This window comes from Rahnella rivi (assembly GCF_019049655.1).
Classification (GTDB): Bacteria; Pseudomonadota; Gammaproteobacteria; order Enterobacterales; family Enterobacteriaceae; genus Rahnella; species Rahnella rivi.
This window is the reverse complement of record NZ_JAFMOX010000061.1, coordinates 223115-244253: the sequence shown is the minus strand read 5'-3', so window position 1 is coordinate 244253 and position 21139 is coordinate 223115. Positions and strand designations below refer to the sequence as shown.

At 54.2% G+C, this 21139-nt stretch carries 21 protein-coding genes; 9 read left to right on the top strand and 12 right to left on the bottom strand.

What is annotated here, in order from left to right:
- From rsxG to nth, 3 genes are read left to right on the top strand one after another with little or no spacing between them, the layout of a single operon-like run.
- Window positions 1–633, top strand: coding sequence for an electron transport complex subunit RsxG (rsxG, locus tag J1779_RS15280; protein WP_056780344.1), 633 nt, complete (start codon window positions 1–3; stop codon window positions 631–633).
- Complete coding sequence (locus tag J1779_RS15275) at window positions 626–1324, top strand: electron transport complex subunit E (protein ID WP_122095420.1); 699 nt, start codon at window positions 626–628, stop codon at window positions 1322–1324. The genes rsxG and J1779_RS15275 overlap by 8 nt, the downstream gene beginning before the upstream one ends.
- The gene (gene nth / locus J1779_RS15270; RefSeq protein WP_056780350.1) at window positions 1317–1955 is read left to right on the top strand and encodes an endonuclease III; all 639 of its coding nucleotides are present in this window, start codon (window positions 1317–1319) and stop codon (window positions 1953–1955) included. Before J1779_RS15275 ends, nth begins: the two co-directional genes overlap by 8 nt.
- Before the next feature lie 794 nt (window positions 1956–2749).
- Here the strand turns inward: nth and J1779_RS15265 are convergent.
- The 4 genes from J1779_RS15265 to J1779_RS15250 form a co-directional block, all read right to left on the bottom strand.
- A complete protein-coding gene (locus tag J1779_RS15265; RefSeq protein WP_056780352.1) occupies window positions 2750–3247 on the bottom strand; it encodes a YjjA family protein in 498 nt (165 codons plus the stop codon).
- A gap of 99 nt (window positions 3248–3346) precedes the next feature.
- A complete protein-coding gene (locus J1779_RS15260; protein WP_217204170.1) occupies window positions 3347–4276 on the bottom strand; it encodes a LysR family transcriptional regulator in 930 nt (309 codons plus the stop codon).
- A 47-nt stretch (window positions 4277–4323) separates the two neighbouring features.
- Entirely contained in the window at window positions 4324–5304 is a 981-nt protein-coding gene (locus tag J1779_RS15255) for an alpha/beta hydrolase (RefSeq protein ID WP_217204169.1), read from the bottom strand.
- Window positions 5305–5408: 104 nt separating this feature from the next.
- Window positions 5409–6278 (bottom strand): nickel/cobalt efflux protein RcnA, encoded by an 870-nt coding sequence (locus J1779_RS15250; RefSeq protein WP_217204168.1) that lies wholly within the window; start codon window positions 6276–6278, stop codon window positions 5409–5411.
- A gap of 121 nt (window positions 6279–6399) precedes the next feature.
- Between J1779_RS15250 and rcnR the strand changes: the two genes are divergently transcribed.
- On the top strand, window positions 6400–6672 hold the full coding sequence (gene rcnR / locus J1779_RS15245) for a Ni(II)/Co(II)-binding transcriptional repressor RcnR (protein WP_056780366.1): 273 nt from the start codon (window positions 6400–6402) through the stop codon (window positions 6670–6672).
- Between the two features lie 17 nt (window positions 6673–6689).
- Here the strand turns inward: rcnR and J1779_RS15240 are convergent, their stop codons facing one another.
- The 3 genes from J1779_RS15240 to J1779_RS15230 all read right to left on the bottom strand — a co-directional run bounded on the left by J1779_RS15240 (window position 6690) and on the right by J1779_RS15230 (window position 11230).
- Window positions 6690–7748, bottom strand: coding sequence for an autotransporter family protein (locus J1779_RS15240; RefSeq protein ID WP_217204167.1), 1059 nt, complete (start codon window positions 7746–7748; stop codon window positions 6690–6692).
- Entirely contained in the window at window positions 7745–9625 is a 1881-nt protein-coding gene (locus J1779_RS25725) for an autotransporter outer membrane beta-barrel domain-containing protein (RefSeq protein WP_217204166.1), read from the bottom strand. The genes J1779_RS15240 and J1779_RS25725 overlap by 4 nt, the downstream gene beginning before the upstream one ends.
- A gap of 186 nt (window positions 9626–9811) precedes the next feature.
- On the bottom strand, window positions 9812–11230 hold the full coding sequence (locus tag J1779_RS15230; protein WP_056780373.1) for a NarK family nitrate/nitrite MFS transporter: 1419 nt from the start codon (window positions 11228–11230) through the stop codon (window positions 9812–9814).
- 376 nt (window positions 11231–11606) lie between these two features.
- On the opposite strand from J1779_RS15230, the gene narX reads away from it, so the two are divergent.
- From narX to fhuF, 3 genes are all read left to right on the top strand, one after another.
- Window positions 11607–13397: a nitrate/nitrite two-component system sensor histidine kinase NarX gene (gene narX, locus J1779_RS15225; RefSeq protein ID WP_217204178.1), complete on the top strand. Its 1791-nt coding sequence runs from the start codon at window positions 11607–11609 to the stop codon at window positions 13395–13397.
- On the top strand, window positions 13394–14044 hold the full coding sequence (gene narL, locus J1779_RS15220; protein ID WP_056780379.1) for a two-component system response regulator NarL: 651 nt from the start codon (window positions 13394–13396) through the stop codon (window positions 14042–14044). The genes narX and narL overlap by 4 nt, the downstream gene beginning before the upstream one ends.
- A 155-nt stretch (window positions 14045–14199) precedes the next feature.
- Entirely contained in the window at window positions 14200–14961 is a 762-nt protein-coding gene (gene fhuF, locus J1779_RS15215) for a siderophore-iron reductase FhuF (protein ID WP_056780382.1), read from the top strand.
- A gap of 181 nt (window positions 14962–15142) precedes the next feature.
- On the opposite strand, the gene J1779_RS15210 is transcribed toward fhuF, so the two are convergent.
- The 5 genes from J1779_RS15210 to J1779_RS15190 all read right to left on the bottom strand — a co-directional run bounded on the left by J1779_RS15210 (window position 15143) and on the right by J1779_RS15190 (window position 19488).
- On the bottom strand, window positions 15143–15424 hold the full coding sequence (locus J1779_RS15210) for a hypothetical protein (RefSeq protein ID WP_217204165.1): 282 nt from the start codon (window positions 15422–15424) through the stop codon (window positions 15143–15145).
- Window positions 15421–15807, bottom strand: a complete 387-nt coding sequence (locus J1779_RS15205; RefSeq protein ID WP_217204164.1) for a hypothetical protein — start codon at window positions 15805–15807, stop codon at window positions 15421–15423. The genes J1779_RS15210 and J1779_RS15205 overlap by 4 nt, the downstream gene beginning before the upstream one ends.
- Window positions 15792–16307, bottom strand: a complete 516-nt coding sequence (locus J1779_RS15200; RefSeq protein WP_217204163.1) for a lysozyme — start codon at window positions 16305–16307, stop codon at window positions 15792–15794. The genes J1779_RS15205 and J1779_RS15200 overlap by 16 nt, the downstream gene beginning before the upstream one ends.
- Window positions 16304–16624 carry a hypothetical protein gene (locus J1779_RS15195; RefSeq protein WP_217204162.1) on the bottom strand — a complete coding sequence of 107 codons (321 nt, stop codon included), beginning with the start codon at window positions 16622–16624 and terminating at the stop codon, window positions 16304–16306. Before J1779_RS15195 ends, J1779_RS15200 begins: the two co-directional genes overlap by 4 nt.
- A gap of 293 nt (window positions 16625–16917) precedes the next feature.
- The gene (locus J1779_RS15190) at window positions 16918–19488 is read right to left on the bottom strand and encodes a tail fiber domain-containing protein (protein WP_217204161.1); all 2571 of its coding nucleotides are present in this window, start codon (window positions 19486–19488) and stop codon (window positions 16918–16920) included.
- 176 nt (window positions 19489–19664) lie between these two features.
- Here J1779_RS15190 and J1779_RS15185 point away from each other — a divergent pair, with 176 nt between their 5' ends.
- The gene (locus tag J1779_RS15185) at window positions 19665–19934 is read left to right on the top strand and encodes a hypothetical protein (protein ID WP_217204160.1); all 270 of its coding nucleotides are present in this window, start codon (window positions 19665–19667) and stop codon (window positions 19932–19934) included.
- A gap of 364 nt (window positions 19935–20298) precedes the next feature.
- On the top strand, window positions 20299–21045 hold the full coding sequence (locus J1779_RS15175; RefSeq protein ID WP_217204158.1) for a BRO-N domain-containing protein: 747 nt from the start codon (window positions 20299–20301) through the stop codon (window positions 21043–21045).
- Window positions 21046–21139 lie beyond the last annotated feature (94 nt).

Below are 21139 nucleotides of genomic sequence, written 5' to 3'. Positions count from 1 at the left end.
ATGTTAGCGACAATGCGACGCCACGGCCTGATTCTGGCATTTTTTGGCGCACTGATGACCGGTATGACCGCCATCGTTAACCTGCTGACCAAACCGACCATTGAGCATCAGGCGCTGTTACAGCAGAAAACCCTGTTCGATCAGGTTATTCCTGCCAGTGTGTACGATAACAACCTGCAGGATGAATGTTACAACGTCACCGATGAGTCACTGGGCACCGCCACCCCGCACCGGATGTATCTGGCGCGCAAAGGCGGAGAACCGGTGGCTGCCGTGGTGGAAACCACCGCGCCTGACGGCTATTCCGGTGCGATTCAGTTACTGGTTGCGGCGGATTTCAACGGCAAAGTTTACGGCTCCCGCGTGCTTGAACAGCATGAAACGCCGGGGCTGGGCGATAAAATTGAAGTGCGTATTTCTGACTGGATCAAGCATTTCGCCAATCAGACCGTCAATGGCGCCAGCGATGAGCGCTGGGCGGTGAAGAAAGACGGCGGTATGTTTGATCAGTTCACCGGCGCAACCATCACCCCGCGCGCCGTGGTGCGTTCCGTGAAACGGACTGCATTATTTATCGGGACGGTACCGTCTCAGCTCTCCCAACTTACCCCTTGCGGAGCCCGTGATGAGTGAAGCCAAAAAGATAATCGTTCAGGGTCTGTGGACCAATAACTCCTCGCTGGTTCAGCTGCTGGGCCTTTGCCCGCTGCTGGCCGTGACCTCCACCGCCACCAATGCGCTCGGTTTAGGCCTGGCGACCACGCTGGTGCTGACCTGCACCAACGGCATGATTTCCGCGTTCCGTAAGTGGATCCCGGATGAAATCCGTATTCCGATTTACGTACTGATTATCGCCTCGGTGGTGAGCACCGTAGAGATGCTGATCAACGCCTACGCGTTCGGGCTGTATCAGGCGCTGGGGATCTTCATTCCGCTTATCGTCACCAACTGTATTGTGGTGGGGCGTGCGGAAGCCTGTGCGGCGAACAGTCCGGTGCATCTGGCGGCGCTGGATGGCGCAATGACCGGGCTGGGTGCCACCTGCGCGATGTTCGTGCTCGGCTCAATGCGTGAGATTCTCGGCAGCGGCGTGCTGTTTAACGGCGCGGATCTGCTGCTCGGCCCCTGGGCCAAAGTGCTGCGTATCGAAGTTATCCACCTTGATAACCCGTTCCTGCTGGCCATGCTGCCGCCGGGCGCCTTTATCGGCCTTGGCCTGCTGCTTGCCGGGAAATACCTGATTGATCAGCGCATGAAAGCGCGTAAAGCGGTGCAACATGTTGCCGCTGAAGAAACTCTGCCAAAAGGAAGTGTGCATGAATAAGGAAAAGCGCGTCGCGATCCTCAGCCGTTTGCGGGACAACAACCCGCATCCGACCACCGAACTGGTGTATACCACGCCGTTCGAGCTGTTGATTTCGGTGTTACTTTCCGCGCAGGCCACGGACGTCAGCGTGAACAAAGCGACGGCCAAACTTTACCCGGTCGCCAATACGCCGGAATCGGTTCTGGCGCTTGGCGTGGACGGCGTAAAGGAATACATCAAAACCATCGGCCTGTTTAATGCCAAAGCGGAAAACGTGATCAAAACCTGCCGCATTTTGCTGGAAAAGCATCAGGGTGAAGTACCGGAAGATCGCGCTGCGCTGGAAGCCTTGCCGGGCGTTGGCCGCAAAACCGCCAACGTCGTGCTCAACACCGCCTTCGGCTGGCCGACCATTGCGGTCGACACGCATATTTACCGCGTCTGCAACCGGACGAAATTCGCGCCGGGCAAAACCGTTGATGACGTGGAAGAGAAACTGCTCAAAGTGGTGCCTGCTGAGTTCAAACTCGACTGCCACCACTGGCTGATCCTGCACGGTCGCTATACCTGCATTGCGCGTAAGCCGCGCTGCGGGTCATGTTTGATCGAGGATTTGTGCGAGAGCAAAGAGAAGGTTTATGCGGAGTGAAAGGGGTTCCCTTTGGATCCCTTTTGATGGCTTAAAAAGCTTTAAATCTTTAAAAGCTTTAAAACAGAATTGAGTAAATTTCGGTTTTTTAATAACGGTTATCACTCGGCATTTCGTGCCGAAACCGACCAGAGGGGAAAGGCTTTTCCCCTCTGGACTCCCCTCGCTTTTTCAAACACGTGATCCGCGCGCTGGCTATGTTTCAGCAACCACAGCGACAGGCTGGAAATCTTGCCGCTTCGCGGTGCCTTCATTTCGGGATTGCAGCCTCTGGTCTGCAACCTCTCATTCAGCAAGATTTCTGAATCGCCCGTGGGATCTTAAATTCAAAGACAAAATCAACGGCAGACTGTTTTTATCTTTTAGATAAGTTTATTGGCGCGCTCAAAAATGGCACCGAATGAAGGGTGAGGCCTTAGGCCGGGTAACCTGAAATGAGCGGCTGCGGGTCATGTTTCAGCAATATTTCTGAATCGTCCGCAGTTTTTAGAAAAATAAAGAAAGTGAGGTTGTGAAGTATAAGCCTGAGGCCGCTTTCAAAAATCACGCCGTAAGGAGAGGTGGAAAACCGCGGGTCTTTTTACGCGGGTTGTAACCCGACTGAAGGGAACCGCGCAGCGGCGGGATTTTGCGGCTATCACGGCGGCTGATGAAACATAGCCAACGAGCGAAGCGCGCTGTGAAAAAGCGCGGAGTCCAGAGGCCCGCGCGTTACCGGGTCTCTGGTCGGTGTGGGCCGACGCCCACGACCTTGAATTTGAAGTTAAAAGCCGCTATGGCGCCAGCCTTTGCGATTAAATAAAGGATTTCGCCTGCTTCAGCACCACATCACATGCTTTGGTTTTCACTTTCTCTTTCACCTGCGTCAGACCGCTGCCAAGGTTGTTCAGATCCACACTCTGATCTTTACCGGTTTTCAGTAAACCGCCCAGCCCTTGCTGATAATCCTGGCTTTCTGCGCCCGACGCACTCTGGATACCCAGTTTGCTCAGCAACTGATCTTTGACATTCTCGGTGCTGGCTTTGGAAAGCACGTTATTCTTCACGCAATATTGCAACACACCGGCGACGTTGTTCGCGCTGGTGGAAGTCAGCGCACTGTCGCCACCGCCGAGCAGTGAGGTCAGGGATGAGGTGGTGCCGGTGCTGTTGGTGTTTTTGCCCGCGCCGTTCAGCCCTTCATTGGCCGCCTGCTGCAACTGCCCCAGCAAATTGTTCTCTGCCTGCGCGCCGCCGGCCAGTAAAATGCCGCTTGCCGCCATCGCCAGGATCACCGTTTTTAATGCTTTCATGTTTTATTCCATCCATTTTACTTAAGTCATGCCGCAAAGCTTGAGCCCAAAGACTCATTTCATCAATAGGATTAAGAGAGAGAAAACGCTGATGGCGCTTTATTTAGGCCATGCCGGCGGTTTTTCCAGAGGTTGTTGCGCCAGCCACAGACCGGAGGCGGTGAAGAAATGCTGGGCCAGCGGTGTGGAGCGCCCCGCTTCGGCGACCACCAGCGCGGCGTGGCGGCTCATCGGCGTGATGTCCAGCGGGCAGCGCTTCAGCGCCGGATGCATGTCATCAATCAGATGCCCGCGCGGCACCAGCGCGCAGCCAATACCGACAAACACGCCCTGCATCAGCTGAAATATCGATGTGCTTTCCAGACGGGGATGAAGTTCCAGCCCGGACTGACGGAAGAAGTTGTCAAGATAACGACGAAAATAGCGGCTGGGCTCGGACAGACACAACGGCAGCGCGACCGCCTGTTCTGCGGTCATCAGGGTCAGGTTTTGCAGCTCAGGGAAATGGTCGGGATGGTAAACCACGTCCACGCCGCCGTCATCGAGCGGTACCAGCTGAAAACGCAGTTCGTTGAGGGTGGAGAATTCGAAGAAACCAATGCCGACATCCACTGAATGGCTGCTCAGCGCTTCAATCAGCTGGTCGGCACTGACTTCCGCGACCCGGTAATCCAGCCCCGGATGCACCAGGCTGACCGCTTTGATTAGCTTCGCCAGCGAAACGCTGCACTGCGGCATGACGCCGATGCGCAGGGTGCCGCTCATGCCCTGCTTTAACGACTCAACCTCCAGCTTCAGCCCTTCGTGCACCGCGACAATTTCCCGCGCCCAGCTCAGTACGCGCAGGCCCTCGGCGGTGAAACCTTCAAAATTATTGCCGCGGTTGATCAGGCTAAGCCCGAGTTCTTTCTCAAGATTTTTCAGGCGCATCGACAGCGTCGGCTGGCTGACAAAACTCGCCTCCGCCGCCCGGCCAAAATGCCGCTCGCGCTCGAGATTACACAGGTAGATGAGCTGTTTGATGTCCAAAATATTTTCTGATTAAACCTGGGTTATGCCTTATAGATTATTTTTTATTATAAGCCATAGTGATGTTTATTACGCAGAGGATTGAAACCGGCCAGCGCATCCTGCCGCTGCTCGCGGGCGCGTCGTGCCAGCGCATACGCCGGATCGCCGTTAAAACCGTGGAATCCGCCCGGATAGATGCTGAACTCCACCGGTACACCGGCGCGGATTAACCGGCGGGCGTAGTCGATATTTTCATCAAGGAATAAATCAATCGAACCGACACCCATCCAGACCGGCGGAAGCCCGCTGAGATCCTCTGCACGCGCTGCGGCGGCGTAACAGGAAATCTCAGCCAGCCCTGCGTCGTGCCCCAGATACGCCTGCCAGCCAAAACGATTGTCCTCACGTGTCCAGGCGAATTCGCCGGTCACCGGATTAGGGTGACTCTCCGTGACGGTACGGTCGTCGAGCATCGGATACATCAGGTTCTGAAACGCCAGTGTCGGGCCGCCACGGTCGCGGGTCAGCAGCGCCAGAGAGGCCGCCAGCCCTGCACCGGCGCTGTCACCCATCACACCCATATGCGCAGCATCGATACCCAGAGACTCCGCCTGCTCAGCCATCCAGACCAGTGCGGCATAACAATCTTCCAGCGGACCGGGAAACGATGTTTCTGGCGCGAGACGGTAATCCACCGAGACAATCACACAATCATGCCGCGCCGCCGTCGGAAGGGTCAGCGGCATCGACTGCTCGGGGCTGCCCAGCACATAACCGCCGCCGTGAATATGCAGAATACCCATCCGCCCTTTCCGGGCATGTTGCGGCGAAATCACCGCCACACGCACCGCCGGCGCGCCTTTGCTGCCTTCAACGTGATGATGCGTGACACACACCGGTAAGCCGTCATCCTGTGCCAAACTTTCCAGCGCCGCCGCCTGACGCTGCTCACGCATGGCGGGCAAAACGGAGGCTTCCAGTACGCGGGCGGGCATCTGGTCGAGCAACGGACGCAGTTCAGGGTCAACAAGGTGGGCAGTTTTCATCGCGGGATCTTTTCTCCATTTTTCATCCCGTCATTTATAGCGCCTTGAGCCGGTTTTAAAAAGTCTGAATTGTTATGGCTTATGACTGATTAGGTTCGGATTTTTTACGACGTTAAGCCGATATAACCCTGGATCCCCATATAAATCCCGACCAGCCCGATCAGCACACTGGAAAAATACGGTGCCCTGCGCGCCAGCGTATTTAACCCGCTCCAGCGTTTAGCTGCCTGCCGGACACTCACCGCGGCAGCCACCCCGACGGTCACCAGCGTCAGCGCCAGCCCGATACTGAAACACACCACCATCGTCGCACCCAGCGCCAGTTGTTTGAGCTGAATGCAGATCAATAGCACCGTCACAGCCGCCGGACAGGGGATTAACCCGCCGGTCAGACCGAAAAACAGGATCTGCCCGTTGGTCACTTCCGCACTCGCAAAGCGGCGCTGAATATCGCTGGCATGTGCACGTTCATGTGCATCCTGATATTCCTGCGGCGACAGGCTGATGGGCGTCATGCTGCGCAGATGGCCCAGCCCCTGAGGTGGCAGGTGGCGCTGTACATTGTTGTGAGCATGGGCGGGAGCGTGGTGATGATCATGATGATGCCCGTGCGCGTGCTCCCTTTTCCACAACCGTTCACCCCGCCAGGTGCGCCAGAACATCCACAGCGCCGTGCCGAGGATGATCACCGCAGACACCATTTGCATCCAGGGTTCCACCGCGTCGGCAGTAAAACGGTTGCTCAGATACATGCCGCCAAAGGCAATGATCCAGACAATTGCCGTGTGCGACACAGTGGCCGCCAGCCCGAGTAAAACGGCCTGCCGGACGGTACCTTTAATCGCGATGATAAAAGCGGCCATCATGGTTTTCGAATGGCCTGGCTCAAGCCCGTGCAAAATCCCCAGCAATATGGCGCCGGGTATAAACATCCACGCATTTCCCTGCTGCAAAAGTGCTGAAAAGTCATTCATGGTGAGGCATCTCATTGAGGTAGGCGCAGGAATTCTACTCCCCCCCAGTATAAAATACTACCCCCCAGTATACTGGCAATGATAAGCTGGCCCGGCATTTCGCGTCATACAAGGAGTTAACATGTCCCACACTATTCGCGATAAACAGAAGCTGAAGGCCCGTACCAGCAAGATCCAGGGCCAGGTGGCGGCGTTAAATAAAATGCTGGATGAACCCCACGAATGCGCCGCTGTTTTACAACAAATCGCGGCGATCCGCGGCGCGGTGAACGGGCTGATGCGGGAAGTGATCAAAGGCCATCTGACTGAACATATTGTTCACGAGGCCGATGAGGTCAAACGCGAAGCCGATCTGGATGTGGTGCTGAGCGTGCTGAATTCCTATGTGAAGTAGTGCGCTCAACACCCCGGCTACCAGATGATCCTGACCCCCAGATTCCCGCTGACGTCTTCGCGGTGATTGCTGTCGTCGTCGCTGGTGTGGCTGGCGGATGAATACAGTTCGATTTGCCGGCTGATACTGGCCGCTAACCCCACACCGACTTCCAGCGCGGTACTTCCGGCGTCCTGCGTGAGGCGATCATTACCCAGCGTGACGCTGGTGGTATCGTCAAATTCATGCCACACGTTGACCGTCAGGAACGGCTGCAGACGCCGTTCAGCCTCCCCGTAACTTCCCTGCACCCGCGCACCGACCCGGCCTGTGTACACCGTATCCTTGCTGTAGTTAATCGATGAAATGCCGTCATTGCTGTCATCGAGGCTCAGACGCTGGCCGATAATTTGCGCCTGCGGTTCCAGCGACCAGCGTTCTGTCAGGGGGACCGGATACCCGGTTTCCAGTGACGCAGACCAGAGTTTGCCTCCGACATCTGCATCGTTACCGCGCCCGGACGTGGTCGAGCCGTTAAGCCAGGTGTGGATCACCACCAGATCGACATAAGACTGCCCCTTCCCGTGGTGCGTCCAGTACGCGCCCGCGCTATTACCTTCCAGCGTCATATTGCCCGCCCAGGCATCCGGCTGAGCACGGATGAAACCGCGCACATCACCTTTGGCCCGCGTGAAACCGTAAAAGATGCCTGCGTTATCCTTTTCGCCGGCCAGCAAATCCTGACCGACCTGTAGCCCGGCGTAATGGCCGTCGAATGACGGCGATGTGGTACCGGACCAGGATTGTTCGCTGTGGACGCCGAAGGTTCTGGCCCAGCCTGCCGCCTGCCCCGTGGTGTTCACCTGCCCCTGGCGGTCATGATAGGTGGCGATCTGATGGATGCCGATCTGCTGCGCGACGGGTGCGACCGCCTGATACAGCGGCGCTTCCTGCCGGTAAAGCGGCACAGCGGTATCGACCGGGGGTGACGTCGGGACGACGGGCGGCGCAACCGGGGGAATGTCCGGCGGGGTCACGGGCGGCGTCACGGACGGAGACTCTGGCGCGGTGACCGGCGGCGTCACGGGAGGCGTCACCGGGGGGGGGGGACCGGTGGCGTGACCACAATCAGTGAGTTGCGCAGATACCAGCTCTGCGCATCGTCGCTGCTGCCACGAAACAGCAAATAATCATAGGCCCCTGCGGAAACCGAACCGCCTGCCAGCGTAAAGGCGCTGGCGGTCGTGGTCGCGCCGTTAGTGGCTTCCACAAGCATAATGCCGGAGCCCGCCGTCGCTACGCCCGTTCCGCCAACATTCGTGACCTGAATTTGTGTGCTGCCGCTGGCCTGCCCGCCGGAAATCACCAGCCGGTCAGATGCCGAATCATCACCGTTTAGCACCGTCTGCAACTTCAGCACGCCGTTATCGCCCACGTAATTGCCGTGAATAGTCAGACGATCGTGGGTGCTGCCTGCGCTGTCTGTCAGATCGAGCGTCCCGGCATTGGTGACGGTAACGTCATTCGCGCCGCCAAAGCCCGCAATGTCCGCCGCACTTTGCCCTCCCGCCAGCAATACGCTGGTGGAATCGATGCTGAGGGTGCCGGTTTGCGTGGTGGCATCACCCAGCACCAGCGGGCGGGTCATCGACAGTTGCGAGGCTGATTGCAGCAGCACACTTTCCCAGTCGATGAAGCGCGACGGGTCGCTCAGTTGTGAATTTTCCAGCGTCAGCTGATCCTGCCCCGCGCCGCCCTGAAGTAAGGGCATGGCCGCCAGATTGACGTCGGTCAGACGACGCAGCGTCACACTGTCGTCCCCTGCGCCCATGTCTGCGGAGCCGCTGAGCGTCCCGCTGTTTTGCCAGATAAAGACGTCATTACCACCGGAAAATTGCACCGCGACGCCGTTACCGGTGAGATCACCGCTGTTAATCAGCGTGCTGTTGTCGTTGCTTTCAACATGCACGGCACGCTCATTACCGGAGGTGATCGAACCGGTATTTATGATGGTTACCGCGCCAGCAGGGCTGTCGATGCCGTCGCGTCCGGCGTTGATCATGCCGTTATTTGTCAGCGTTCCGCCGCCGGTGGCAAGCACGCCACGCGCATTGGTGCTGGTGATCGTGCCGGTCGCCGTGTTGGTGAAATCGGCACTGCCGCCGAAATACACGCCGTTAGCAAAATCCCCGCGGGTGGAAAGCGAGCCCGAGTTGGTCACGCAGCCCAGAGTTGCGCCACCGTCGTTATTGATCGCATTAGCGCCCAGCCCCTGTGTCACCACGGTTCCGCTGTTGCTGATCGAATTGTCGCTGCCATTCGCCTGTAAACCGGACGCGTTGGTGCCGCTGGTGGTGATGCTGCCGGTATTAGTGAGCTGGTTGCCGCTGCCCTGTGCATAAATCCCGGAGGAAAGCGTGCCGGAGGTCGAAATGCTGCCCGCATTAAGCAGGGTGTTATTTCCGACGGTGGCCGGTGAACTGCCAAAACTGATTATTCCGCTGGAATTCTCCCCGCTGGTAAAAATTTGCCCGCCGGACTCGTTGATGGCCTGACTGGTGGTCCCTGAAAGATAGATACCTTCCGACTGAAAGCCCTGCGTGGTGATGGTGCCGACATTGTGCAGGGAGTTACCGGCCAGACGGGCGGAAATACCGTCGAAACTGTCATTGGTGATGTTCAGCGTACCGCGCTGGAAAACCGTGCTGTCGCTGTAAACCAGGACACCGTTTTGATCGTTTAAATTCAGAATAGTGCCAGTGTCAATATTGACCGTGACATTGTCACTTCCAACCACTGCGGTAGCCCCCATCGCGGAGGGGTTGGGGGCAGCCACAGAGCACGTCACGGTCTGTCCTGATACCGGATTAAAGATGTCGCAGCCTGCCAGTGCCGCCTCAGAAAGGCTCAGGCTGACCAGACAGGCCACCATTTTCTTACAAGAGCACGCAGCAGAAATCTTAAGCTTCTTCACTACACACCTCTCCGCGCCAGCGCAGGTTTTGTCTAATTTGGGTTAAGGGTAGTAAATAAATATGACTTAAGACGCGGCGAATAATTTTTTTGGGAGGAAATCCACAGGGGCGGGAGCGCTGATGTCTATGCAAAAAGGGGCCGCAGCCCCTTTGGTGATTACTGACAGAAAATCAAAAATCAGACGTTATTTTCTGACCTGTTTGGTCGCAAAACCTTTGTTCAGTTTACGCCAGTACACCAGCCAGGTGATCAGCGCACAGACCACGTAAAACACCAGGAAGACTTTCATCGCGCCAGCCGGTGAATTGGTCAGTGCCAGAGAAATACCGAAGGCTTTCGGGATAAAGAAACCGCCGATCGCGCCGATTGAAGAGATGAAACCGAGTGCCGCTGCCGTGTCGGTGACCGCTTCACGCAGGGCTTCGTCTTCGCTGGCACCGCGCGCTTTCGCCCGGTCGGTGGTCAGTTTACGGAAGATCACGGCAATCATCTGGTAAGTTGAACCACTGCCCAGACCGGCCGTCAGGAACAGCACCATGAACACCGCAAAGAACGCCGGGAAGTTGCCGCCCACGCCATTCACCGGCAGGGTCAGGAACAGCAGACCGGCGAAAATCGCCATCAGAATGTAGTTCACCAGCGTTACGCGGATACCGCCCAGACGGTCGGAAAGCATTCCGCCGGCTGAACGCGCCAGTGCGCCAAAGAACGGGCCGAAGAAGGCGTATTGCAGAATGTTGACGTCAGGGAACTGGGTTTTGGTCAGCATCGCGAAACCTGCGGAGAAGCCGATAAACGAACCGAACGTCGCCAGATACAGCACACTCATGATCCACAGATGGCCGCGTTTCAGCACCGGCAACTGCTGGCGGATTGAAGCTTTTGACGACGCCAGATCGTTCATACCAAACCAGGCAGCGACGGTACCAATCACCAGGAACGGCACCCAGATCCAGGCCGCATTTTGCAGCCAGATGTCCGCACCGTTAGCCAGGGTTTGTTTATCGCTGAACGCAGCAAACACGCCGAGGGAAATGACCAGCGGAGCTACCAGCTGCATCACGCTGACGCCCAGATTGCCCAGACCGCCGTTGATGCCCAGCGCGCCGCCCTGCTTCGCTTTCGGGAAGAAGAAGCTGATGTTAGACATGCTTGACGCGAAGTTTGCGCCACCGAAACCGCACAGCAGTGCGATCACCAGGAAGGTATTGTAGGAGGTGGTGGTGTCCTGCACCGCAAAGCCCAGCCACGCACAAGGCAGAACCAGGAAGATGGTGCTCAGTGCCGTCCAGCGGCGGCCGCCAAACAGCGGGATCATAAAGGAGTAAGGCACCCGCAGCAGCGCGCCGGAAACGGAAGGAATGGCGGTCAGCATGAACAGCTGATCGGTGGTGAAGTTAAAGCCGACTTTGTTCAGATTCACGGAAACCAGGCTGAACAGCATCCAGACGCAGAAGCCCAGTAACAGACAAGGGACGGAGATCCATAAATTTCGGCTGGCGACTTTATGACCGGTCTTTTCCCAAAATGCCGGATCCTCCGGGCGCCAGTCCTGCAACAGGCGGGACGGTTTTTCCGTCGGTGTAGCTGATGTGTGTGACATATGAACCTCGAGTTGAAGCGCGTTATTGTTGTAATGGTGGAGTTATGTCGCACACACTAGGTAGAGCACCGCTTAGGGATGTTGATACAAATCAACGCAAAGGCAGGTGGAAAATGACGATAAAATAACCATGGCCTCTTTGTGAGTATCAGCTTCCTGTCCAATTAACTGCTAATATTCATAAGGTTGATAACGCAATGTGCTTCTTGCTACCGCATCGATACCTCCAATGGAAATAAAGGAGTAATCACAAAGGGGTATAGGGAAAGTCGTGCGGATCATAAAAAATGCCCCCTCTTGCCATGCGGTTAACCTAGCCATAATCGGTATATAAAGAATTACTTAACGCTTTTTACAGCCACCGGAAACCCTGTTGATGCTCAAACGCGCCCTGCCTTCTCTCTCGCTTGTCAGCCAGATCACCCTGCTGATGCTGCTTCTCGGCCTGCTGGGCATTGGCGGCATGGGCATGGCGGCGTGGATGGCGGGAAGTATCGAAGGCAATGCCCACGCCATCAATAAAGCCGGTTCGCTGCGTATGCAGAGTTACCGGCTGCTGTCGGAAGTGCCGCTCAGTGGCAAAAACGCCGCGTATATTCGCCAGATGGAGATTGACCAGAACAGCGCCGATTTGTTGCAGGCGGTGGAACGCGAAAGCCTGCAACCGCAATTTCTGGCGCTGCGTAATTACTGGCAAACCACGCTGCGCCATCAGGTGATGGCGGCGAAACATCCGCAGGACGTCTCCGCCAATATGGCGGTGTTTGTCGGCCAGCTCGACGTGCTGGTGGCCGCACTCGAACATAAAACCGAATACCATTTACAGCAGATTTCACTGATTCAGCGCGCACTGGTCGCCGTCACCCTGCTGCTGCTCGCCGTGACCATCTGGTTCCTGCGCCGCCATCTGCTGACGCCGTGGCGGAATTTGCTGTCGCAGGCCAGCGCCATCACCGCCGGGGATTTCAGCCACCGCTATCAGCGCAAACGCGTGGCGAACGGCGACGCGCACAATGAGATGGATATCCTCGGCGATTCGCTCAACAGCATGTCTCTGGCCCTGGGGGAAATGGTCGATAATCTGGCGCAGCGTGTGATGGAAAAAACCGCCGATCTGCAACAGAAAAATCAGGTGCTGGATTATCTGTACCGCGTGAGCCGCCAGCTGCACACCAGCGAGCCGCTGGATGCGCGGATGCAGCCGGTGCTGAAAGAATTGCAGTCACTCACGCCGCTGCGGGGAGTGCAGCTGCGTCAGTACGAAAACAACAGCGCCGAGGTGTTCAATGAGTTCAATAATGCCTCGCCGCGCCAGCCGGTCAGCCCGAAAGTCGGTGAACAGACGGATGAGGACGGGGATTCACTGAGCTGGAGCCTGCGCGATGAGCGCGACAATTACGGTGTTCTGCTGGCGCAGTTGCCGCCGGGGGAGCATCTGGATGACGATCAGCAACAGCTGATCAAAATGCTGATGGAGCAACTGACCAGCACCCTGATGCTGGCGCGTCAGGCGGAACATCAGCAGCAACTGATGCTGATGGAAGAGCGTTCGGCCATTGCCCGCGAGCTGCACGATTCGCTGGCGCAGTCACTCTCCTGCCTGAAAATCCAGGTCGCCTGTTTGCAGATGCACGCCAGCACGTTTTCGGAAGAGGATAAAAACCTGTTACAGCAGATGCGCGATGAACTGAGCACCGCGTACCGCCAGCTGCGCGAGCTGCTGACCACGTTCCGCCTGACCCTCAATACCCCCGGCCTGCGCGCGGCGCTGCAACACACGGTGGATGAATTCTCCCGCCGCATGGGGCTGACCATCGGTTTCGATTATCAGATCCCCCCGCGTTCCGTTCCGGCAAATCAGGGAATTCATCTGCTGCACATCGCCCGTGAAGCGCTGAACAATGCTTATAAACACGCCCGCGCCACGCAGGTGTCGGTGTCCCTGCACTGCGATGACGGGGAAATTACCCTGCGCATTAGCGATAACGGCCAGGGCATTTCACCGAACGCCGAACGGCAAAATCATTATGGCCTGATCATCATGCAGGATCGCGCCAGCACCTTACATGGCACCTGTCGGTTCGACCGACGTCCGGACGGCGGCACTGAAGTGCTCGTGCGTTTCCGCCCGGAAGCTCTGCCAATCAATCCCCAGGAGCAAGTATGAACGACATCACCCCCTCCACTATTTTGCTGATTGACGATCATCCTATGCTGCGCAACGGCGTCAAACAGCTGATCGCGCTGGACGCCAGCCTGAAAGTGATCGGCGAAGCCAGCAACGGCGAGCAAGGCGTGGAACTGGCAAAACAGCTGGATCCGGACCTGATTTTGCTGGATCTGAATATGCCCGGCATGAACGGTCTGGACACGCTGGATAAAATGCGCCAGACCTCGCTGTCAGGCCGCGTGGTGGTTTTCAGCGTCTCCAATCATGAAGATGACGTGGTGACCGCGCTTAAACGCGGCGCCGATGGCTATCTGCTTAAAGACATGGAGCCGGAAGATTTACTGGCCGCGCTGCATAACGCCGCTGCCGGAAAAATGGTGCTCAGCGAAGCGCTGACGCCGGTATTAGCGGCCAGCCTGCGGGAAAGCCGCCCGAGCGGTGATCGCGATATTCAGTCCCTGACACCGCGCGAACGCGACATCATCAAACTGATCGCCGAAGGTCTGCCGAATAAGATGATCGCGCGCCGTCTTAACATCACCGAAAGCACGGTGAAAGTTCACGTCAAACATCTGCTGAAAAAGATGAAACTGAAATCACGCGTCGAAGCCGCCGTGTGGGTGTTGCAGAGTAACGTCTTGTAAGACGGTCTTTTATGCGGGGCACGGCGATGTCGCCCCGCTGCTGATCGGATTTTCCTGCCGCATCGCAATCTAAATCGAAATCATTACTATTCCGCTTTAATTTTCGCTACTCTGTCCGCATGATTTATAGCGCCGAATCCTATTCGCCCCCGACAATGCAAAGATTTCTCGACAGTTTCCGTGATACGCCCGTCAGTTGGGTGGCGGACACCTTTAAACCGCTGACGCCGCTGGTCACCAACGCGGTGCCTGTGACGCATCTCACCACCCCTGAAGGCTGCGCCAGCATGCTTAAACGCTATCTGGATGCCAATTCTGCTGACGCCGCGCAGTGCGACACCCGCCGCGCGCGGATTTCGATGTGGTCACAGTGGTATTTCGCCACCCTGCTGCCAAGCTGGGTGATCGTCTCGCTGCGTCATGGCTGGCAGTTGCCGATCGCCGCCGAAAACGTCTACCTGTGTATGCAGGAAGAGGGGCTACCCGCGCAGATTTATCTCGATGGCGAAGGCGAAGCGCTGACCTCTTCTGAACCGATGGCGCGTTTCGATGTGATGATCGAGCAGCATTTACGCCCGGTGTGTGAAGCGCTGGCAGAATTCTCCGGCCTCAAGCCGGGTATCTACTGGAGTAATGCCGCCATCCGCGTTGGCTGGGGCGTAAAACAGGCCGAGCTGGTGAACGCAGATATCGCCGACGGCATGGCGCTGATGGAATCGCGCGAGTTGCGTTATGGCGGTAAAAACCCGCTGTTTCAGCCGATGCGTGCCGAAAATCCGGCCGATCCGGACAGCCCGCAATACCGTAAACAGTGCTGTCTGCGTTACGATCTGGCTGACCATGCGATGTGCCCTTCCTGCCCGTTATTGCTAGCAGAACGTAAATCTGGCAAAAGACGCAAAACGCTGGCGGAGTAATTTCGTGACCCGCCAGCCACTTACAAAAATTGACATAGTTAAGTCTAAAAAATCATTGGATCTTAGCCACAGATAATTATAAGAATTAGGTTATATAGTCGAATGCTAAATGCCTGATATTGTTTAATTTAATACAGACAAAATCATTTAATACCGTCATTGATACCGTTCCGGGGTGAAGTTAACCCGGCTTTGCGGTGGTACGACAAGAATCAACGGCGGCATTCAGCTCTTTCTCGTATCCGATCCGCTGATGGCGTTCAGCACGAAGAGCCTGCATCTGTTTGTCTATGGATGAACCGATCGGCAACCGGTCTACTGCGAAGGCTGGCGCGTCGATAGCACCAGGGTCACATGGTACCTGCACCGGGACTTTCACTTCAACATAAACAGGCTCAGGAACAGCGGCGCGCCCAGAGCAACCGGTCAGGCCGACGGCCAGCATTATCATCAGCCATTTCATTTCGCACGCTCCCGCGCCAGCTCAGCGTCGAACGCTGAAGATGCAGCAGCGCATACGTCAGGACTATCTACGCGCTCAGCCAGAACATCACTGGCTTTGCCGTAATCATCTTTGGCAGATTCTCGGGCAGCGGCCACGGCATCCTTCGCAGCTTTCTCCCTGATGGCTGCCGCCTGCTGAAGCGCTGTAATTGCAACGTTCTGCGAATGAATGGTTGCGTTGGCCTGATCCTTCAGGCTGCCACACTTCGACAGTTTATCGTTCAGGCTATCAATAGTGGGCTGGTAATGCCGACCGGCCAGCCAGGCGCCGAGGCCGACAACCGCACTCAGCGCCAGCAGCAGCACGACGATGCAGACAATTCCCTTTACGGCGTTAGACATAATGCCTTCTCCTTATCTCGGCGCGTCACCAGGCCGGGAAGAACTTTGCCACCTGCGTATACCCAGCGCGGGAACTCATTACACGCTTCGGTTATCCGGCCCTGCCTGAACATCCAGAACATCGTGGATTTCTGCATTGACGGACAGCCAATGTTAAACGTCACGCTGACAGCAGCATCAAACGCGCCCTGCTTCAGCTTCTCGCCATCGGCGTACCGGTTTACGCACTTCTCCGCATCAATGATGTTCTTCTCCCAATCGGCGGCGATCTGCGCATCGGTCTTGCGGACGCCTGGCTTAACGCCGTGCGTGTTTCCCACACCGTCAGTCCATACATTAGCCGGGCATCGGTACGGCTCACGCTGGCAAGACTCAGCATTACCGATCAGTTCCAGACCCGGCTCACTGGTTCTCACCTGTCCGCTGGCGACTACCAGGGCGATGATGGTTATGACGGAGCAAACGGCACCGGCCTTACCGGCTTTTCTGATGGCACTCATGCGTCGTTACTCGCACGTTGCAGGGCTTCGTGGACTATCTCAATTGCGGCGGGAGGTTTAGCGGGGTCGTAGTTCCTGAGAAAATCGGCATACAAATCTGTCCGCCTTTGCTTGTCAGCGATGGATGCCAGCTTCTCAGCACGGTTTACTCGGAACGTTCGAATGGTATAGATGGCGCCGACGACGGTGCCGATAATGAAGGTGTAATCTTGAAGTGATAGTAGTGCTGTGCCAGCGGTGACCGTGGCCCATAGATAGGTGATCCAACTGCCGATAGAGTTTAGAGCATTGCTTATCCAGTTTTGTGCTTGGTTCATGAGAAAGACCCCTTTAAGTAGGTTGCCCCATGATACACAAATATTCACATACGGATAAAAATTACCATCAGCTTAATCCTGATCGATTTAAACGATCAATTTTTCGAAAGCGATCGTTTATACCAATTTGTATGTTGTGGGTATTGAGAGCACACTCGGCCATCTCTAAATTCTTGGGGGCATATGTGAAAATAATTCTGATAGTTGTCGCCGTGTTGGCAGTGGTAGGGGTCATTGCATGGCTGGTGATCCGTTCAGCCATGCAAGACATTGATAATGATTATTAAAATATTTTAAATGGCTGCCACGATAAAGCACAATAATTCTTCATATCGAACGCTGTAACGGTCACCAGCAGCAAGAGCAAGAATCTTTTCGCCAGTGTCATATTCCTCCGGCACTAACTTCCCTGTATCATCTTCGGAATTACGAACAGCCATTACTGGAGCGTATTCATCTTCCCACTCATCATGACATAAAATCCCATACTCTTCAGCTACCAGTCCTTCCTGCTCAAATGCAGATTTAACCTGCTGAGCGATTATTCCGAAATGGTATCGCGCATCATTACCCTTATCCTGGACTGATTCTTTAAATTTAAATCGTCTGATCAGAGATTTCAATTTAACGGCGACTCTTCTCTCTGCTTCAGAAAGATCAATAATGTCTGTCTTCATCCTTTCATCTGATGTGTTTATAGTTCCTGTCGCCGCGTAAACTGTTGTAAGGCGAAAAGCCGCCTGTCCTAAGGAATACGTATTATCTGCAAATGGCCGCATACCATATTCTGCAATCCGAAATCTTACCGTTCCACCCAAAGATGTATTGGTTGGATTTGTCGAAAAATCTATTGTTGTTGCAGACTTAAATACAGAAGAGCTCCCGCCAATTACAAGACCATTAGCAGATGCGGTGGCTTGCTGATCAATCACGAGAATTTTATCTGCGTTAGTCGTCGCGCCAGTTGCTGATGACGCGGTTAATCTATTTAACTGATTGCCGGTTTCATTCTGTTGAATAGTTATATTAGAAGCCCAGACAGATGGGCGCTGCCTTAGGAAGACAAAATCACCAGAGCCGTTAGTGGCTATGATGTAACTTATACCGCTATCAGCAGAATAATAATTAACGATAAAGGTTTGATTATTCGCATTGAGAATTTCAACATAAGTGCTTGCAGGTAATGAAGAACCACTGATATCTAATATTGTTACCGACCCAGTATAGAATTTAAACTCCTTCTGGTTTGCTCTTTGCATGTATTGCAGTATTTCAGTTAGGTTTGTGAACACAGAACCGGTGACAGGATTAACCATTCCCTGATAACTTCTCGGGAAAACGCCAATGCTGGCATGATCAATGTCATAACCTCTCGGCATTTTAGATGCTTGAACAAAATCTATCGCATCTTTGGATGTAGAATACTCTTCAAAAATAACAAGCCCAGAGTTATAAGGTTCTACTCCTGTCCTTTCCTGATGAATGTAAAGTGAGTAGATACTTTTACCATCATCAGAAATTGCCAATCCTTCGTTTTCAATCCTGGTAACATTAAGCCCATGAGACTTCATGATGTCCATCATTCCTTGCGGATCAAGCATGGACTCGGTTCTTTTTGTACCATCAGAGTTAAATACTTTACTTCCCTGATATTCATTTACGCCGGGTGAACCTGCACCATCGGAAAAATACCCACCGAATCCAAACGCAAAGTAGTTGTCGCCAACTAATATACCCTGACGTTTATTAAAGTATGGTGAATACTCGGAAGTAGTTTCAGTAACGTATCCAACATCATGCAGTGGGACCGTCAGGGTGCTTGTTCTGTTGAAATTGTTATCGAAGACACCCATTACGGTTCTTGTGATTATCTGCCCGACCTCAGCTACGTCTTGCTCAACCAGCCATGTTCCATTACGGTAACTAAACTGATTATAAAGGCCTACGTTGATGCTTCGTAAAAGTGGAAGGTGAGAACCATATATTGCACCAGCCAGGTTAAACTCTCTGAGTTCACCATTGACGTGTCCAATGTACATTTTTAACCCACCAAGGTCTGAGGTTACGACAATTCCTTCTGCTGCTCTGCCAGCACCGCCAGCATTAACAAAATAATATCCCTGATAGTTACCGGACAAATCATAAACCACAATGACATTGTCTGATTGTTTTGGCTCAAATGGATAGGTGATATAAACCAATCCATTAGTCACACAGAAAGCCTGAGGGTACATATATGTGGCTGCCGGAGTGGCTTCCAATAAAGTGTCGTAATCAGGGAACAGCAATGGCATCGTTGAGATGATATTACGCTGATGGTTAGTAAAAATATCATTCTCAACCGTAAAATCTGGAGGAGTTACCCCGCCAGTAAATAAATCATCGACATAACCTTTAGTGACAGCATCTGCGCGTTTTGTTCCGTTTTCAAGATTTGAAATCTTGAAGTTTTTTGCATCATAAAACTTTGACTTAATCGTCGGGCGCCGCAGCGCCAATCCAAACCAGCTGGCGACCTGCTGGATGATCATTGTCAAATAGTCGAATGCATCCTCATGCACTTCAGCAAAGAAGGTACCCTGATTGCGTAGGTCAGTTTCTTGCACAATATCGAGGTCACGCACGATGACAAGTGAATAACCACTCGGCAATGCCTGAGTCAGGACAACAGATCCACCATTATATGAACCGTCCCCGCTTACAGTGTAGTCAGTTCCAAGTGTCAAAACTGTCTCGACTTCGAGAAGGTCAATCCGTGTGACTGTTAGATTGCTGGCATTCAATATGCGAAATGTATAAGGGAAAACGGTGGTAACCCCATTCCCCGTGTATGCAGCTTGGTTAACCTCAGTTGAAACAGTCATGGCGCGGCTCCGCGTTGGTGGTTATCCGCACATCTTACCGCCTATTAACCCCTATATGAATTTTAATTACCTTTCAATCATCACCTGAATTACCTTATTGGTAACCTAAAACAACTGGAAAAATTGGAAATCATTTGATACTGTTTATACATACAGTATTCATAGAGGTATGAGTGATGAAAACAGGAGAAGAAAATGAATATCACTATCCGTGCACGGATGCCTACTCAGAACAGGTTCATACAACGAAGGGTGTGACCGCGCTCAAGACCGGATCCAACATTGAGAGGCTGCTGCTACAACTTTATGAGAAGGGCTATGACATCTCTGGCGCGATGACTGAGTTGAAAGCACTTCTGAACTACGTCACCGACAACCAGGAAAAATTGCGGGACATTGAGACGCACCTCATGTATTTGCTGCAGAAGGCGCGTAGCGAGATGTGATCGTTACCGGGTCAGCGCCGTTGTGTAGACGGCGTTCTTATCCTGCGACGGTAAACATTGCGCATTAATATTGTGTAATAGTTACCTTTTTGGTAAGTTTACACGCCGCGAATAATGCGCCATAGTGTTTACGCACCAGCAAAATCTGGTGCCGGGATTGGTCTCCTGAAATCTACAAAGGCGCACGACACGCCTATGCGTGTTTTTTTATTCGTGCGGCACAGCCTCATCTCAATGGTGGGCTGGGCGGGGGCTTCCTCGGAAGCGCCGGGTCCTTTGTAGCCGGTAGACCAACCCTGTTCAGCTCACCACCAGCCTGATTGGTCTCAGCGGTGGTGACTTCCAACTACAAAGGAAACTCATCATGAAAGTTCAAACCGAACCCACTATCTTCAGCTTCGAATCAGCCAGCCAAATCAGAATGGTTTCTGTAGACACTCGCCCATACTTCGTGGCTCAAGATGTGTGCAAGGCGTTAGGGATACAGGCCGTTGATGTTGCTCTGCGCAAATTGGATACCGACGAGAAGGGTACGTATTCAATACGCACCCCCGGTGGCTTCCAGTCGCAAAGCGTTATTTCCGAGTCCGGCCTCTATACCCTGATCCTGCGCTGCCGCGATGCGGTGACACCCGGCACTATCCCCTACCGGTTCCGCAAATGGGTTACCAGCGAAGTGCTGCCGGCCATCCGCCAGACAGGGCAATACTCTCAGCGACAGCCTGAAGTTCTCGCCGATCTTGTCGGCACATCTACTGCCAGCACCATGAACATCCGAGACGGTCGCCGCGGTAAGAACGCCACCGCCAGCAAAGCAGCGCAGCGTATCGCCGACGAGTGCGTGCCAATGATCATGAAGGCTGTGCAGAACCAGTATCACTACAGCAATGAGAACGTCGGCCCGGCGGAATTCCTGCCAGCGCTTCTGTCAGATAAAGGGAAGACGCAGTTGCATACCCTGCTCCGCGAATTGGCAGAGAACGGCCACGACGTATCAGGCGCGCATCGGGAGCTGGAAGTTGTGCGGTACATGCTGGCGCAGCAGCAGAAGTTATTGCTGGACATCGCCACCCATGCGGCGTACATCCAGCAGGCTACGAAGATTCAGTAAAGATAAAGCCCCATGGACGGGGCTTTAATTAACCTTTTTGTTTATATGAAATTAAATACAATGTCAGTATTGAAGAAATAAATAGGAAAACCAT